This is a genomic window from Bacteroides sp. CAG:633, assembly GCF_000435115.1.
GTDB classification, from domain to species: Bacteria; Bacteroidota; Bacteroidia; order Bacteroidales; family Bacteroidaceae; genus Bacteroides; species Bacteroides ndongoniae.
Map to the genome: position 1 here is coordinate 35,956 of NZ_FR883096.1, position 17,386 is coordinate 53,341.

The 17,386-nt window shown below is 46.8% G+C and carries 13 protein-coding genes; 8 read left to right on the forward strand and 5 right to left on the reverse strand.

Annotated features, from left to right (window positions below; translation table 11 throughout):
- Positions 1-224: 224 nt before the first annotated feature.
- Positions 225-1,871 carry a diphosphate--fructose-6-phosphate 1-phosphotransferase gene (locus tag QVP67_RS10100; RefSeq protein WP_022163440.1) on the reverse strand — a complete coding sequence of 549 codons (1,647 nt, stop codon included), beginning with the start codon at positions 1,869-1,871 and terminating at the stop codon, positions 225-227.
- A gap of 156 nt (positions 1,872-2,027) precedes the next feature.
- On the opposite strand from QVP67_RS10100, the gene QVP67_RS10105 reads away from it, so the two are divergent.
- Together QVP67_RS10105 and QVP67_RS10110 are read left to right on the forward strand one after the other, a co-directional pair.
- Positions 2,028-3,377: a DUF3667 domain-containing protein gene (locus tag QVP67_RS10105; protein ID WP_022163441.1), complete on the forward strand. Its 1,350-nt coding sequence runs from the start codon at positions 2,028-2,030 to the stop codon at positions 3,375-3,377.
- A 22-nt stretch (positions 3,378-3,399) separates the two neighbouring features.
- Positions 3,400-4,695, forward strand: coding sequence for a DUF3667 domain-containing protein (locus tag QVP67_RS10110; RefSeq protein ID WP_022163442.1), 1,296 nt, complete (start codon positions 3,400-3,402; stop codon positions 4,693-4,695).
- 250 nt (positions 4,696-4,945) lie between these two features.
- Here QVP67_RS10110 and QVP67_RS10115 read toward each other — a convergent pair whose 3' ends face one another.
- The 3 genes from QVP67_RS10115 to QVP67_RS10125 are packed head-to-tail and all read right to left on the reverse strand — an operon-like array spanning position 4,946 to position 10,712.
- A complete protein-coding gene (locus tag QVP67_RS10115; RefSeq protein WP_071149774.1) occupies positions 4,946-6,349 on the reverse strand; it encodes an efflux transporter outer membrane subunit in 1,404 nt (467 codons plus the stop codon).
- A gap of 37 nt (positions 6,350-6,386) precedes the next feature.
- On the reverse strand, positions 6,387-9,494 hold the full coding sequence (locus QVP67_RS10120; RefSeq protein ID WP_022163444.1) for an efflux RND transporter permease subunit: 3,108 nt from the start codon (positions 9,492-9,494) through the stop codon (positions 6,387-6,389).
- Positions 9,495-9,515: 21 nt separating this feature from the next.
- Positions 9,516-10,712, reverse strand: coding sequence for an efflux RND transporter periplasmic adaptor subunit (locus tag QVP67_RS10125; protein ID WP_022163445.1), 1,197 nt, complete (start codon positions 10,710-10,712; stop codon positions 9,516-9,518).
- Between the two features lie 228 nt (positions 10,713-10,940).
- Here QVP67_RS10125 and QVP67_RS10130 point away from each other — a divergent pair, with 228 nt between their 5' ends.
- From QVP67_RS10130 to QVP67_RS10145, 4 genes are read left to right on the forward strand one after another with little or no spacing between them, the layout of a single operon-like run.
- Positions 10,941-11,165 carry a hypothetical protein gene (locus tag QVP67_RS10130; protein ID WP_288180103.1) on the forward strand — a complete coding sequence of 75 codons (225 nt, stop codon included), beginning with the start codon at positions 10,941-10,943 and terminating at the stop codon, positions 11,163-11,165.
- Complete coding sequence (locus tag QVP67_RS10135; protein ID WP_022163446.1) at positions 11,144-11,413, forward strand: hypothetical protein; 270 nt, start codon at positions 11,144-11,146, stop codon at positions 11,411-11,413. The genes QVP67_RS10130 and QVP67_RS10135 overlap by 22 nt, the downstream gene beginning before the upstream one ends.
- 2 nt (positions 11,414-11,415) lie before the next feature.
- Positions 11,416-11,970 (forward strand): 1-acyl-sn-glycerol-3-phosphate acyltransferase, encoded by a 555-nt coding sequence (locus QVP67_RS10140; protein WP_022163447.1) that lies wholly within the window; start codon positions 11,416-11,418, stop codon positions 11,968-11,970.
- A 25-nt stretch (positions 11,971-11,995) separates the two neighbouring features.
- Positions 11,996-12,808 carry an amidohydrolase gene (locus QVP67_RS10145; protein WP_022163448.1) on the forward strand — a complete coding sequence of 271 codons (813 nt, stop codon included), beginning with the start codon at positions 11,996-11,998 and terminating at the stop codon, positions 12,806-12,808.
- On the opposite strand, the gene QVP67_RS10150 is transcribed toward QVP67_RS10145, so the two are convergent.
- On the reverse strand, positions 12,780-13,481 hold the full coding sequence (locus tag QVP67_RS10150) for an SIMPL domain-containing protein (RefSeq protein ID WP_022163449.1): 702 nt from the start codon (positions 13,479-13,481) through the stop codon (positions 12,780-12,782). The two genes, QVP67_RS10145 and QVP67_RS10150, sit on opposite strands and share 29 nt — an antisense overlap.
- Before the next feature lie 480 nt (positions 13,482-13,961).
- Here QVP67_RS10150 and nagA point away from each other — a divergent pair, with 480 nt between their 5' ends.
- Together nagA and QVP67_RS10160 are read left to right on the forward strand one after the other, a co-directional pair.
- Positions 13,962-15,128: an N-acetylglucosamine-6-phosphate deacetylase gene (gene nagA / locus QVP67_RS10155; RefSeq protein ID WP_022163450.1), complete on the forward strand. Its 1,167-nt coding sequence runs from the start codon at positions 13,962-13,964 to the stop codon at positions 15,126-15,128.
- A 151-nt stretch (positions 15,129-15,279) separates the two neighbouring features.
- A complete protein-coding gene (locus tag QVP67_RS10160; RefSeq protein ID WP_022163451.1) occupies positions 15,280-17,271 on the forward strand; it encodes a glucosamine-6-phosphate deaminase in 1,992 nt (663 codons plus the stop codon).
- The last annotated feature ends 115 nt before the right edge of the window (positions 17,272-17,386 follow it).

The window sequence follows — 17,386 nt, forward strand, 5'->3', positions numbered from 1 at the left end:
CCCGAAGAACGGGATAAGGAGGAAGAAGGCTTACGGCTTGCTGTGTTTCTTTTTTTAGTGGACAAAATACAAACTTTTAATAATAACCTAAAGATAAAAAAGAATTGCCCAAAATCTCTATAAAGCGAAAGACTACAAGGAGGTAAACCGATACATGCCGGTTTACTTGCCTTGTAGCCTATTTACCTGTCAGCCCAGGACTGACAAGACTTGCTTATAATACATTACTTACCTTGTTCCAGTTGCAATGTCTTAGTAGGCTGATCGCATACTTCTGTAGGTCCGAAGTACTGGATCGGTCCCGGATATACATAATCCGTTTCTTTAGCCCAACGGTCACGCTGTGCGGCGAAAGTTTTGAAAGGAGCACCATCCAGCTTAACCAATGCTTTCTGGATTACAGGTTTCATCTCACCGTTACGGCGTTCCATATTCATCATCATAGTGATGGGCACACCACCGGCAATCCATTCTTCAGCAGGAGCTGTTGTATTGCGTACAGATGACATGTAACCGGTCTTACCGTTAGCAATCAGCGATGCTGCAGTATAACCCAGCGAGTAGCAATAGTCTGCATCGAAGTTAGAAGGAGCAGCACAACGGCCTTCATAACCGAAGAAGTGGTGCTGAGCAGCAAACTTACCAACAAACTTGCCTTCGGCTTTCCACTGAGACAACTTAGTTGCAACCATTTCAGACAACAGTTTTTCAGTCTCGATCAGAGATACCTGTACATTTCCGTGCGGGTCACGATCCAGAGTCAGCTGACGTGCCACGCCTTCGGGAAGGCTTGCATAAATAGCTGAATTTTCAGGAGACAGCTTGCGGATGATATAGTCGCGCTGAGCAGACTTCTTGATCTGTGCAAATTCTTCTGAATTGGCAGCCAGGAAGTCATTCAGTTCGGCAATCAGACGTTTCATGGCAGGAATGAACTCGATCAGACCTTCGGGGATAAGAACCGTACCAAAGTTATTACCTTCGGCAGCACGGGCAGCTACAGCATTGGCAATGTAAGTTACAACATCGTCCAAAGACATGTTCTTTGCCTCTACCTCTTCTGAAACGATACAGATGTTAGGCTGTACCTGCAGGGCACACTCCAAAGCGATGTGAGAAGCCGAACGGCCCATCAACTTGATGAAGTGCCAGTACTTGCGTGCGGAGTTACAGTCACGTTGGATGTTACCGATTACTTCAGAATAAGTCTTGCAGGCAGTATCGAATCCGAAGCTGGTTTCAATCATTTCATTCTTCAAGTCACCGTCGATAGTCTTAGGACAACCGATTACCTGTATACCATAGTTCTTGGCTGCATAATATTCGGCCAATACGCAGGCATTGGTATTAGAGTCGTCACCACCGATAATAACCAGAGCTTTGATATTCAATTCTTTCAAGATCTCATATCCTTTTTCGAACTGATCTTCCTTCTCCAGCTTGGTACGACCCGATCCGATGATATCAAAACCACCGGTGTTACGATATTCATCAATAATATCAGCTGTCAACTCCATATAATTATGGTCTACCAGACCGCCGGGGCCAAGGATGAAGCCATAAAGACGGCTGTCTTTGTTCAGTTTCTTAATACCGTCGAACAAACCGGAAATCACGTTATGTCCACCAGGAGCCTGTCCACCTGAAAGAATCACACCCACATTAAGAGCGGGGAAGCTGGTAGCTTCATCGGTAGCCTCGAACCTAATCAAAGGCATTCCATACGTGTTAGGGAACAATTTCTTGATTTCTTCCTGGTCAGCAACAGACTGAGTAGCAGCACCTGCCACAGCCTTTACATTTCCTTTCAACGCTTTCGGAAGTTTGGGCTGATAAGCAGCCCTTGCAATCTGCAATGCACTTTTAGTCATATTTATTCAATTTAAAGGTGTATATACATTTTTAAAACCTCGCAAATTTCGGCTTTTTTCGGTAGATTACATAACTTTTGGTAGCGAAAAGTAAGTATCTATCACATTTTTTATATTTTTGCCGCCCGATAAGCAAGGAAATCAATACTACATCGTATGCTAAAAAAGTGGAAAGAATACTGGGAAACACGCTCACGGCGTGTACACCGCAAAATAGAACTTGTCCGTCTGAAACGGATACGTAAAAAGAAAATACCCAAATATTCCTATTGCAAAAACTGTGGCACACCATTGGAAGGCATGTACTGCTACCGATGCGGACAGTACGCGTTAGACACCGAGCAACCATTCTGGAAATACATCCGGCAATATTTCGAAAACGTTTATCAATTCGACACCAAGATATGGCGTACCCTGTGGTACATGTTCACGCGCCCAGGCTTTCTTACCGCAGAATTCAATGCGGGCAAAATCAATTCCTATGTTCACCCTTTCCGTTTATATATGTGTATCTCGGTGGTATTCTTCGCCGTGTTCTTCATGCTGGTGGGTGAACGGGCAAACGATTTCAACGCCCTGAACGACGGATTGCTCCGCCGTAATATTGTAGAGCAGATGAAGAAATCCGAGACCAAGGCCGATACTACCATCTACCTGTATCAGGTGCCCCGATTGGTCAAGACCCTATCACTTCGTTTCAACGTGGAAAATGCTGATAGCCTGATACACTTCCAGCCCATAGACAACCCTTATGGTCTCTCGCGCACTACCCTTCCCTGCCTGCTGGTCGACTCCTGTTTCCACCAGACCAACATCGCGCCACAGGACTGGGATTTCATCAAACAATCACGTGCCCTAAAAAATCTGAATATAGAAAATTGGATAGACGGCAAGAATTACGGTCCCGACAATGTAGCAGCCATTCGGGCTTTCCGGGTTGACAGTATACGTACAGAAAACGACAGCTTGGTATTGCAACCGCAAAAAGTCTACATTTGGACCGATGACGTAGAAAAAGACGCTGAAGTAGATACTCTGCAAAAGGAACAGTTTACTAACAACGTTGTAGGGGGCCTTTCCAAATGGACACCTTTTTATATGATGTTCCTCCTACCTCTTTTTGCAGCCATGCTAAAACTGTTCTACAAAAGCAAACGTATGCCTTACATGTGGCATTTTGTTCATGCTATCCACCTGAACACCGTTTTTCTCATCCTGCTTTGTGTTCCGCTGGTACCGCTTTTCGCATACGGCATCGATGACCTGTTGGCAAACCAGCAGACACTCAACACAGTACAATTGAATTCCCTTCGCATCACCCTTGTCGGTTTCCCCCTTGTCATGTTCATCTATATGCTGGTGTCTTTCCATACAGTCTACCGCCAAGGGTGGGTGAAAACAAGCTTGAAAGCCTTGCTGTTTTTTACCTTGTTCACCCTTATAGCCACGTTGCTGGCTTGTGCCCTATTAGTATGGTTGCTAGCAACGGAAGCAGATACCTTATAAATGAAAAATGAAGAACGAAAGAATGAAAAATAAAGAATGGACAATGAGAATCACTGAAATACTCAACCAACGCCGCCGACGTATCCGTCGCAACATCGAAGCCATGCGTCTGCGCCGTATCCGTCGTAACACCCGTCCCAATTACACGCACTGCATGAATTGCGGAACGAAACTGAAAGGTATGTATTGCCACCAGTGTGGACAGTATGCGCTCGATATCCATCAGCCCATGTGGAAATACATCCGTCAGTACTTCGAAAACATGTATCAGTTTGACGGTAAGGTATGGATGACGCTCCGGCTGATGTTTACCCGACCGGGATTTCTGACCAACGAGTTCAACGAAGGTAAAATCAACTCCTACGTTCACCCCTTCCGCCTATACATGTTCATTTCCGTCGTATTCTTCACCTTCTTCTTCATGGCTACCGAACGGATTACCGGACGGGCACTGCTGACAATGGCAGGAGAACAGATTCCCGATACAGTGATGAGCACATTGAGACGGGCAGATGCCACAGCTCTGCCAGACACTACCATCTACGCCTACAATATGGAAACGCTGCGCAAGGTGCTGGATGCACGCGGAGCAACACAGGCCGACAGCCTTGTCCGTCTGCATTACGAGGACCGCGGCGACGAACTGAATCTGGTCACGATCCCCCGCCTGCTCTTCGACTCCTGCCTGACACGTACTGCCCTTCACGAGGAGAATCAGACTGAAGCCAACATATTGCGCAAGACTGCCAAACTGGGCGAAATGGATGAGGAAGAACTGTTCTACCACAACATGCCTAGCGACTCGGTAACAGGACGTATTACAGCTGACACGTATGACTGGATGACGCGTATTGATCAGAAAGACCAGCTTCACCATCAGGCCACGGCATCGTTCGTACTGGGTCAGTTGTCCAAGTGGACCCCCATGTTCCTGATGTTCCTCCTGCCCCTACAGGCATTACTGTTTAAGGCTTTCTATCCACGCCGACGATACATGGAACACTTTGCCCATGCCACACATCTGAGCAGTTTTCTGCTTGTACTGATGGCCGTACCTGCAAGTATCTTACTTTGGGAATTCAACCTGGGACGTGACAACGATATCAACACTGGTACTGTACAAGATGCCATCATCTTCCTCTCACCTGTGGTATTGCTGTTCTACCAGCTTGTATCCATGCACACCGTCTACCGCGATGGATGGGGCAAGACTGCTGTAAAGTGTCTGCTTACATCAGGTTTATTCAACCTCCTGGCCTTCAGCCTTGCCGCTATGCTGATTTTGTTCCTTGTATTAAAAGCGATAGGAGAATTATGATTCTAAATAAGTATGGAGATGATTCGGTTCCGCTTCGTTCCAGTCAACATGACGGAATGAAAGCAACATCTTAATTCGGCAGGTTTTCTTTGTACTGAATGCCTCCTACTTTCAAAAAGAATCCTGGTTCCCAAACAAACTCTTATCACGAGTAACTCCGATTTTCACAGGGATTTTCTCTTGTTGACAAGCAAAAGATATATAACCTGTAAAAATCGGAGTTATCCGTAGTAGAGTTGCGTTTTTCAGCTTATTCCCATCCCCCGCCAAGTGCCTTGTAAAGGTTAACCATCGTGATACGCTTGTCACGGATGGCATAACTCAAACTAAGCTGGGCATCGAAGTAGGTACGCTGTGCATCGAGCAGATCCATGTAACCAATAGCTCCGTTCACATACTGTAACTGTGCCAGTTCGAGCGTGGACTTGGCCGACTGTTCCAGACGCTGACGCGTATCATAGATATCCTTAATCTTATTGAACTCGGTAATTGCATTATAGGCATCTTTGAATGCACTGAGCACAGCTTTCTCGTAAGCATAAGCAGCACGTTCGCAAGCGGCCTTCTTGGCTTTAAGACGGGCGCGATTCTTGCCCATGGCAAAGATAGGTTGCAACAGTGTACCGCTCAGCAAGTGATAAGGCGACTTCAAAATGTCCGACAGTTCTTCACTCTCAGCACCTAGGTTTGCAGTCAGCGTAATACTGGGGAACAGGCTCGTAAAAGCCACACCTACCGCTGCATTGGCTGCTATCAAATCCTGCTCGGCCTGACGTACGTCCGGACGACGTTCAAGCAAAGTGGAAGGAAGACCTACAGGCAAATTCTCGGGCAACACGATATCTACCGTAATAGGTGTACGCCGTATGCTGTGCGGATACTCACCGGTCAGGAAAGACAATTCATTCTCCTTCAGCGTAATCTTTCGTTCCAAATCCGGGACCAAAGTTTCAGTTTTCGCCAATTCCACCTGCGCCTGACGGAAGGGAATTTCAGAAATAAGTCCTCCTTCATAACGCAAACGTACCAGGTGAAGACTCTCCCGACGTGCCTCTAACGTTTGTTGTACAATAGCCAACTCGTTATCCAGTGCCACCAGTTCGAAATAAGCCTGAGCCACCTGTGCCACAAGACTCATCTGCAAAGCACGCCGACTTTCAATTGAACCGACAAACTCTGCCAGGCTGGCATCACGCGCCCAGCGAAGTTTTCCCCAAAGATCAAGTTCCCATGAAATCACTCCTTTCAGTTCAAATTCATTATCCGGATTGTAGTGATCACCACCATAATCATCAGCTTCTTTCTCTGCATAAGCACGTAGTCCGACCGAAGGGAACATGTTGGCAACGTCAATGCGCTTCATAGCAGCCAGTTCTTTCACTCGGGCTGCAGCCATCTGCATGTCTTTGTTATAAACCAGTGTCTTGCGAATCAGTCCCTGCAACAAAGTATCCGCATACAGCCACTCCCAGGGATAATCGGCAAAACTGGTTGTATCGGTATACAAGGCATCCGATCGGTGAGCCGAATCCTGCAACGAAGCTGGCAGTTCGAGCTCCGGACGTGTATAATGTTTGCCCAGCTGACACCCCGAAAGCAACAAAAGGGCAACAAGAAACAACGAAAGTCTATTATATAAGGTATGTATCATAATCTGTTATTTATTGTTTGTAGATAAAAACTCAGGTCCTTTACGAGCGCACCTTTTTCAGCTTGTTCTTCGCCTTGTATATCATGACAAAGAAGAAAGGTACCAGCACGATTCCTACCGTAACCGCCACAATCATTCCGAAGAAAACACCCGTACCGATAGCCTGACGGCTGGCAGAACCCGGTCCGCTGGCAATCACCATAGGCAACATACCCAGGATAAAGGCCAATGAAGTCATCAGAATAGGACGGAAACGCAAGTGTGAAGCATGTAAGGCAGCCTGTACAACATCCTTTCCGGCATCGGCTTCGTCTTTAGCAAACTCTACGATAAGGATGGCATTCTTGGCAGCCAATCCCACCAACATCACCAGACCGATCTGGAAATAAGTATCATTTTCAAGTCCACATGCTGCAACACCCATATAAGCTCCCAACGCAGCCACCGGCAACGAAAGCAATACAGCAATGGGGATGCTCCAACTTTCGTAAAGCGCAGCCAGGAAAAGGAATACAAACAGGAATACCAATGTCAGAATCAAACCCGTCTGTCCGCCAGCCTGCTTTTCCTGATAAGACAATCCACTCCATTCAATACCGATATTATCCGGCAAATGTTCACGGGCAATCTGTTCCATCAGTTCCATTGCCTGTCCCGAGCTATAGCCCTGAGCTGCCGTACCACGGATAACAGCCGTATTGAACATATTAAAACGTTTGATGCTTCCAGGTCCCGTCGTATATTCTGTATTACCCAGTGCAGTAAGCGGAATCATGGCACCATTGCTTCCTCTTACGAAGAAAAGGTTGATATTATCGCGATGCTCACGATAAGATGCTTCTGCCTGCAAATACACACGATAAATACGGTTGAACATATTGAAGTCGTTCACATAAACCGAACCCGTATAGGCTTTCACCGTTGAAAACACATCGGCCATAGGCACTCCCACCATTTTCACCTTATCGCGGTCTACATCGAAATACAGCTGTGGGATCTCGGCCTGCAATGACGAGGACAGACTGCTCAGCTCCTTACGTTGCGACGCATAATACATCAAAGTATCGGCTGCCTGTACCAGATTTTCGTACGTAGCATCACCACGAGCTTCGAGCTGCATTTCAAAACCTCCCGATGTACCCAGTCCCGGAATAACAGGCGGAGTCGACAGATATACTTTACACTCGGGATATTCATTGAACTCACGGCTCACACGGTTCATAATCTTATCGATAGTCGTATCGTCACGCTCCTTCCATTCCTTCAGAATCACTGTCAGCTGACTGCGCGCCTGACTTGTTCCCACACGCGGGCTGGTACCAGCAACACTCTGAACATACTCCACTTCCGGCATCTTCATCAAGAAGTCTATGGCGCGGTCTGTCACAGTACGTGTACGTTCCAAAGTAGTACCCTCCGGCATTTCCAACTCTACTGTGAAATACCCCTGATCTTCTACAGGTAAGAAGCTGGTCGGTATCAGTCGATAAAATACAAAGATAAGCACCAGTACCATTCCAAAACCAGCCATCACTCTACGCGGATTCTTAATGACACGCTTGATAATAGCCACATAACGGTGATTGCCCAAGTCGAGCCAGCGGTTAATGGCACGGAACACACGGTTTTTAGGTTTATTGGGATCAGTCGGCTTCAGGATCAGCGAACACATCACAGGACTCAGCGTCAATGCCACTACCGTCGAAAGCAATACCGACACAGCAATCGTCACACTGAACTGACGATACAACTGTCCTGTAATACCTGACAAAAAACTAACCGGCACAAACACAGCAGCAAGAACAAGCGAAGTGGCTATCAAAGCACTGGTCAGTCCGTCCATGGCTTTCTTGGTGGCTTCGTAAGCATTCAGATGTTCCTCTTCCATAATACGCTCTACATTCTCCACAACCACAATGGCATCATCCACCACCAGACCGATGGCAAGCACCAATCCCAACAAAGTCAATATATTGAGCGAAAATCCGAAGATAAGCATGAATCCGAAAGTACCGATCAGCGAGATAGGCACAGCTACAATCGGAATCACGGTAGCACGCCAGCTCTGCAGCGAAAGGAATACCACCACAATTACCAGGAATAATGCTTCGAACAATGTCTTGTATACCTCGTGAATGGATTCCGATATGTAAGTCGTCATATCGAAGGGGAACTCATACGACAGGCCTTCGGGAAAACTCTTGCTGATTTCCAACATTGTTTTCTTCACATTCTCGGCCACTTCCATGGCATTGGCTCCCGGCAGCATGTATATACCCAACACTGCTGCATTTCCACCGTTGATACCACTCTCCGTATTGTACGACTGCGCTTCGAGCGAAACACGTGCTACATCGCGCAAACGTATCAGTGAACCGTCGGCATTGGCACGAAGCACAATTTCTTCAAACTCGGCCGCACTGGACAAACGTCCCTGAGCAGTAATAGGAATTGTAATATCAAGTCCTGTGACAGGTTGTTGACCCAATACACCGGCAGCCGATTCACGGTTCTGATCCTTCAATGCATTCTGTACATCCTGCACTGTCAAGCCGAAATTGGCCAGACGGGCCGGATCCACCCAGATCTGCATGGCATAATAACGGCTTCCGATATTCGACACACGTCCTACTCCGGGAATACGGCGCAACAGGTCGAGCACATTAATGGTAGCAAAGTTACTTAAATAGATTTCGTCAAATTTAGGATCATCCGACGTCAAGCAGAGCGTCATCAACTGACTGGCTGCCTGCTTTTCTATTTCAATACCGTTCTGCACCACCTCGGCCGGTAAACGCGATTCTGCCAGCTTGATACGGTTCTGAATTTCTACAGCCGCCAGGTCAGGATCGGCAGAAATATCAAATGTGACGGTTGCCGAAAAACCTCCCGAGTTGGAACTGTTCGACTCCATGTAGAGCATACCCGGCGTACCGTTCAATTCCTGTTCGATCGGAGTAGCCACAGCCTGCGACACGGTCAGCGCGCTGGCTCCCGGATACGATGCACTGATCTTCACGACCGGCGGAGTAATCTGAGGATACTGGTCAATAGGGAGCATCGTCAGACCGATGATACCCACAATGACAATCAATATAGATATGACAGCCGAAAAAACGGGCCTGTCTATAAAAAAACTTACTTTCATGCTACTGGTTCTGCGTTTAGGTTATGACTTCTTATTCTCTTCCTCTTCCTGAGAAGGCACAGCTTCTCCTACCCGTACCTTGATACCCGGGCTGAGTTTATGATAGCCTTCACTCACTACCATTTCACCATGTGCCAATCCACGCTCTACAACTACACTGTTTCCGAACTCAGGTCCCAGTTCGATAAAGCGGCGTTCCACTGTCGAATCACGACGCATGACGAACACATACGCACCACCTTTTTCTATAATAAGCGACTTTTGCGGAATGACGGTTGCATTCTCACGTACGTCGAGCAGCAATCTTACCTTGGTAAACTGCCCAGGCAGAAGCACCCGGTCAGGATTAGGCATCTCGGCACGAACCGAGAAAGTACCTGTTTTAGGATCAACCTGCGGTTCGGCAAAGTCCACCAAACCTTTATAAGGATATACACTATTATCAGGCAAAGTAATGGTAACAGTAGGCTGCCACGAACGGGTGGAGTCTTTCTGTCCCAAAGTTACGTTACGTTCTTTACTTTTCAGATAGTCGAGTGCTGTCATACTGAAGTCCACCAGCACCGTGTCACTCTTGACCACTGTAGCCAGCAATGATTTTCCAGCTGTACCCACCAGCGTACCCAGATCGACATAACGTTCACTGATGTGTCCCGATATCGGCGAGCGCACCCACGTATATCCCAATTCCTGTTCTGCCTGATCCAGATCGGCCTGACTCATACCCATGCTGGCCACGGCCGTTTCATAAGCCGCAATAGCATTGTCCAGATCGAGCTGACTGGCAGCGTTTTGTTCGAACAAAGGACGTATACGTTCCAAATCGCGCTTGGTTTTTCTTACCGAAGCCGAATCTTTACGCAACTGTGCCCGCGCTTTATCAGCTTTGGCACGATATTGTTTGGGGTCTATGACAAACAAGACCTGGTTTTTGGTCACATAAGTACCTTCGGCAAACTCCATGCTTTCGAGGAAACCCTCCACACGTGCACGTACTTCCACAAATTGCTGTGCTCTGATACGTCCCACATAATCGCCGTAAATTTCTACATCCTCGGTAGCAGCAGGTTCTACCATTACAATAGGAACTTGAGGTTGAACTTTTTCAGGCCATGTCCAGATGACGTATCCGCCCACCAATACAGCCATACAGGCAACCATGCCTATAACTCTCTTTCTCTTCAGCTTCAATTCTTTTTTTGTAAAAAACAGTTTCATGCTTGTTTGTTTATTAAATTTAACCCTGTTATTTTCTGATATAAGAATGCAAGTCCGATGCCAAAACCGGCTTAAGGAGTACAAAGGTACGCAAATCTCTCGTTTTCAACAAATAAAGCCATATTAAAATCCTTCCACTCAACCAACCCGTCAATGTGGATTGTGTAGAAACTCCACATCAGCCTGTAGACTTTTTCCACACCACCCCATTCTCAGGCAAACACAAATATGCCCAAGCGTTGTTCTAAAAATATTTTCTTTTTTCCTTTTATTGATAAAAAAGTAGTATCTTTACCGAAAATAAAAGGCAATGATTTTTTAGCAGGCTTTTTATTTGCAGAAAAGAATCATTCAATTTCGTCCTGGCCTGTAAAGAATCAAGTCTTCTATATTTTTGGAAAACCAATTATTCACTTAAAAAACGGAAAATTATGGCAAGCAGAAAGAATTTGAAGAAGAGCGTTAACTATATTGCAGGAGAGTTGTTTACCGAATGTCTGGTTATCAGTAAATTTGTTCCGGGAGCAGACAAGCAGAAAGCTGACGAACTGATGGGCGAAATTCTGAACATGCAAGACGAGTTCATCAGTCGCATCAGCCACACCGAACCGGGCAATGTAAAAGGATTCTATAAAAAATTCCATTCAGACTTCAACGCTAAAGTGAACGAGATTATTGATGCCATGAGCAAATTAGGATAAAAATGAAGAAATCCTTTTATAGCTTCATCTTTTACCGCCTATTGGGATGGAAAACCCGTCTGGAAGTGCCCAATTACGACAAGTGCGTAATTTGTGCCGCTCCTCATACGTCCAATTGGGATCTTTTCATCGGAAAGCTGTTCTACGGTTCACTTAGACGGAAAGCCTGCTTCATGATGAAAAAAGAATGGTTTTTCTTCCCTTTAGGCATATTTTTCAAAGCGATCGGTGGCATCCCGGTCAATCGTGATAAAAGAACTTCCATGGTCGACCAGATGGCTGAACGATTTGCCAACAGCACCCAGTTTCATTTGGCCATTACGCCCGAAGGTACACGCAAGGCCAATCCGGAATGGAAAAAAGGGTTTTACTACATTGCCCTGAAAGCGCAGGTACCCATTGTACTCATCGGAGTAGACTATCCGTCAAAAACAATCTATGCCACCAAAGTAGTCATCCCTACAGGAGATTTCGAAAAGGAAATGCGCGAAATAAAGCTTTACTTCAAGGCATTCCGGGGCAAACATCCTGCCAATTTCACGATTGGAGATGTATAACAAACTTCTATCACGCACCCCTACCATGGACTCATTACGCATCAGCCTTCTGCAAACAGACATCATTTGGGAAAACAAAACAGAAAACCTTCGCCGCGTACACGAGAAACTGCAATCCCTCTGTGGAAAAACGGACATCCTTGTTTTGCCCGAAATGTTCTCGACCGGTTTCAGCATGTCACCCGCAGCCTTGGCTGAACCTGTGACCGGAGAGACCATTACCACCCTGCAGCAATGGTCCAAACAATACCAAATGGCCATTACCGGGAGTTTCATTGCAAGCGATTCCGACCCCGCTTCGGTACAACACTATTACAACCGTGGCTTTTTCCTTACCCCTGAAGGCGAAAGCTACTTTTACGATAAGCGGCATCTGTTTCGCATCGGCATGGAAGGCGAACAATACACAGCTGGCAACCAACGTCCAATCATCACTTACAAAGGTTGGCACATTCTACTGCTAATTTGTTACGACCTGCGTTTCCCGGTATGGAGCCGCAATGTCGACAACGAATACGATCTGCTAATTTATGTAGCCAGCTGGCCCTCTTCCCGCCGCAGTGCCTGGGATATCCTGCTTCAGGCACGTGCCCAGGAAAACCTCTGCTACACATGCGGAGTAAACCGGATCGGTACAGACGGAAACGGACTTATCTACAACGGAGGAAGCATCTTGTACTCGCCCAAGGGAGAAGTGCTGGCATCCGTCCCTAACGACAAAGAGAGCATTGCGACCGCAACACTCTCTTTCAATCAACTGCAAAACTTCCGGAAGAAGTTTCCCGTATGGCAAGATGCCGACCGTTTTTCTATTTTCTCAGATAATAATTCACGGTAGTCACCACACGTATACTTTTAATATAAGGTGTATTGGCGTCACGATCGGTAATCGTAAACTGCCCCTGCGACGCATTCCGTATTTTACCCAGCTTGCTGTCCGAGTCTTTGGCAAATTTTTCAGCCGCGGCCCGTGCATTCTTGGTTGCCTCTTCTATCATCTGCGGCTTTACCTCATTCAGTCCCGTAAACTCATACACTACATTATACCGGTAATCCCCTCCCGTTATCGTGATTCCCTGTTTCATCAGTTCGGCCTGTTCTGACATCAATTTACGCACCTTATCCACATTTTTCGATGTCACGGTTATCACCGAAGTAGCATTATAGCGATAGTTCACATTACGGTCGGCATACCGTTCGGCCTGCATATCTATTACTTCGGGCGGCGCAATGCTGATTTCATCATCACCGATTCCGTTCGATTTCAGAAACTGCACAATTGCCTTGTTTTTCTGTTCCAGATTAGCATACAGCACAGCCGGATCATTCCCGATGTCCTTATACATCAGGGGCCATACAACTTTATCAGCCGGAACTTCCATTTCAGCCAATCCTTTCACTGTTACCACCCGATCTTTTTCTCTAAAATCGTTGATACCGTTTCGTATCATCACACCCAGCATAATGATACCGATGGCGATAATAATCGCTTCAATTCTCCAGTTTTTCATAAACGGTTAAATATTTAAGTTACGTTGTTTGATATTCTTCCCAAAGTTAAATCGTTATAGAGACACCCACTTTGCCAAAGTCAAAAGCAACAGCATAGCAACATCTCATTTTCCGCCTTTAATGCTTAATCATAGGCCCTTTGCACCCTGCTAATTTTAATAAATCCAAGACTTAAGTATATAACACCCCAAACATAAAGAAATATCTGCATAGAGCCTTCTTTTTAAAGAATTTTAAACTACACCACTTCCACGTTATTTTAGCCAAACCTGATTTGAAAGCGTTCAAAGGCATATATTTCTATCATTTTCCAATGCGTCCTATATCTTTTGACAGCTTTATTTTGACTTTTTAAAGAAAATACCTGCAATAAATGAGTGCAACATAGGCAAAAAGTCCCTACATTTGTATTTTGAAGTGTGTTTTTATCACACAGGCAAGAAAATACTTAATCTTAATAAACTAACCAACTAAATCCTATGTTGACTCAATTAATCAACGCACGCATCCTTACTCCTCAAGGATGGCTTAAAGACGGTTCCGTATTGATAAGGGACAATAAAATATTGGAAGTAACCAATTGCGACCTCGCCGTAATCGGCGCCCAACTGATCGATGTCAAAGGCATGTATGTACTGCCTGGTGGTGTAGAAATCCATGCCCATGGCGGAGGAGGACGCGACTTTATGGAATGTACGGAAGATGCATTCCGCACAGCTGTAAACACACACATGCGTTACGGCACAACCAGTATTTTCCCCACCTTGTCTTCATCCACAGTGCCTATGATCGAACAGGCTGCTGAAACATGTACGAAACTGATGCAGGAAAAAGACAGCCCCATATTGGGTCTGCATCTCGAAGGCCATTATCTGAATATGGCAATGGCCGGCGGTCAGATGCCCGAAAACATCAAGAACCCCGACCCCAATGAATATATTCCCATTGTAGAAAAATGGAATTGTATCAAGCGATGGGATGCAGCTCCCGAGTTACCGGGCGCCATGCAGTTTGGCAAATATATTTCAGCCAAAGGCATACTGGCATCAGTCGCCCATACACAGGCTGAATTCGAAGACATCCGCACAGCCTACGAAGCCGGATATACGCATGCCACCCATTTCTACAATGCCATGCCCGGATTCCACAAGCGTCGTGAATACAAGTACGAAGGTACAGTAGAAAGTATCTACCTGTTGGACGACATGACAGTAGAAGTAGTTGCCGACGGCATACATGTGCCTCCCACGATCCTGCGCCTTGTCTACAAGATAAAAGGTGTGGAACGCACCTGTCTCATCACCGATGCATTGGCTTGCGCAGCCAGCGACAGCCAGGAAGCATTCGACCCTCGCGTCATCATCGAAGACGGTGTATGCAAGCTGGCCGACCGTTCCGCACTGGCCGGCAGTATTGCCACAATGGACCGTCTGATACGTACAATGGTGCAAAAGGCCGACATACCTTTGGCCGATGCTGTACGTATGGCTTCGGAAACACCGGCGCGTATCATGGGAGTCTACGACCGCAAAGGTTCACTCCAGAAAGGAAAAGACGCCGATATCATCGTCATGGACGACGATCTCAAGATCAGAGCAGTATGGGCTATGGGCCGGTTGATCCCCGAAACCAATACACTCTCATAAAGATATTTTTAAGTTTGCAAGTTTATCTGTTTTTGAGTTGGCAAGTTTGTTTGTTTTTCAGATTTAAGTTTCTACAAGAGCATACCCAATCTGCGACTCATCAGCTTAAAGACTCAAAAACGATTATAACCATTTATAATATCACAAGTTTATGAAAACCAATCTAAGTTCTCAAATCACTCTCAACAGAGTATCCCCCAGGTACTACAGACCTGAGAATGCTTTCGAACGTTCAGTCCTTACCCGGCTGGAAAAGATACCGACAGACATTTATGAATCACCCGAAGAAGGTGCCAACCAGGTTGCTCTCGACATTGCACAGATCATCCGTGACAAGCAGAAAGCCGGCCGCTTCTGTGTGCTGGCCTTAGCCGGTGGCAATTCTCCGCGTAACGTATATTCAGCCCTCATCCGTATGCATCGTGAAGAAGGACTGAGCTTCCGCAACGTCATTGTGTTCAATCTTTACGAATACTACCCATTGTCAGAAAATGCGGTAAGCAGCAACCTCAATTCCTTAAAGGAAATGTTGCTCAACCACGTAGACATTGACCCGCAGAATATTTTCAGCCCCAGTGGTAGCATCGCCAAAGATACCATCTTCGAATATTGCCGCCTGTACGAACAGCGCATCGAAAGCTTTGGAGGCATCGACGTTGCAGTGCTGGGCATCGGACGTGTTGGTAACATTGGCTTCAACGAGCCCGGATCGCGACTGAATTCCACCACCCGTTTGATTTTACTGGACAACGCTTCACGCAACGAAGCTTCCAAGATGTTCGGCAACATCGAAAATACTCCCATCAGCTCCATCACCATGGGCGTATCCACCATTCTCGCTGCAAAGAAAGTATACCTGATGGCCTGGGGTGAAGAAAAGGCGCAAATGATCAAAGAGTGTGTCGAAGGCAACATCACCGATACAATTCCGGCATCTTACCTGCAGACCCACAACAATGCGCACATTGCCATCGACCTGTCAGCAGCTGCCAACCTGACCCGTATCCAACGCCCGTGGCTGGTCACTTCATGCGAGTGGAACGACAAGCTCATCCGGAGTGCCATTGTCTGGCTGTGTCAGCTTACCGGCAAACCTATCCTGAAACTGACCAACAAAGACTATAACGAGAACGGTTTGAGCGAATTGCTGGCACTCTACGGTTCTGCCTACAATGTCAACATCAAGATATTCAACGACCTGCAACACACCATCACCGGATGGCCGGGTGGCAAGCCCAACGCAGACGATACGTACCGTCCCGAGCGTGCCAATCCGTATCCCAAGCGGGTCATTGTCTTCTCTCCCCATCCCGATGACGATGTCATTTCTATGGGAGGCACCATCCGCCGTCTGGTAGAACAGAAGCACGATGTACATGTAGCTTACGAAACTTCCGGCAACATTGCCGTAGGCGATGAGGAAGTGATCCGTTTCCTGCATTTCATCAACGGTTTCAACCAGCTTTTCAATAACAGCGAGGACCAGGTAATCAACGAAAAATACGCTGAAATCCGCAAATACCTGCGCGAAAAGCAAGATGGCGACATGGACACGCGCGACATCCTGACCATCAAGGGACTGATCCGTCGGGGCGAAGCACGTACTGCCTGCACGTACAACAACATTCCTCTCGACCATTGCCACTTCCTTGATCTGCCTTTCTATGAAACCGGCAAAATCCAGAAGAACCCTATCAGCGAAGCCGATGTGGAAATCGTACGTAACCTGTTGCGCGAAGTGAAGCCTCACCAGATATTCGTAGCCGGTGACCTGGCCGACCCGCACGGCACACACCGTGTCTGCACCGATGCCGTATTTGCCGCTATCGACCTCGAAAAGGAAGAAGATGCCGAATGGCTGAAGGATTGCCGCATCTGGATGTACCGCGGAGCATGGGCCGAGTGGGAAATCGAGAACATCGAAATGGCAGTACCCATCAGTCCGGAAGAACTGCGTGCTAAACGTAACTCTATCCTCAAGCATCAGTCGCAGATGGAAAGCGCCCCATTCCTGGGCAACGACGAACGTCTGTTCTGGCAACGCAGCGAAGACCGCAACCGCGCCACAGCCAACCTGTACAACAAACTGGGTCTGGCCAGCTACGAAGCCATGGAAGCTTTCGTCGAATACATTCCTCTATAAAGGAGAGTGTACCAAAGCCCAAAGTGGCTGACCTTTTGTTATTTTGTCATTCTGAGCAAAGCGAAGAATCTCGAAAACAGTTATTCATGTATCAAGATCCTTCACTTCGTTCAGG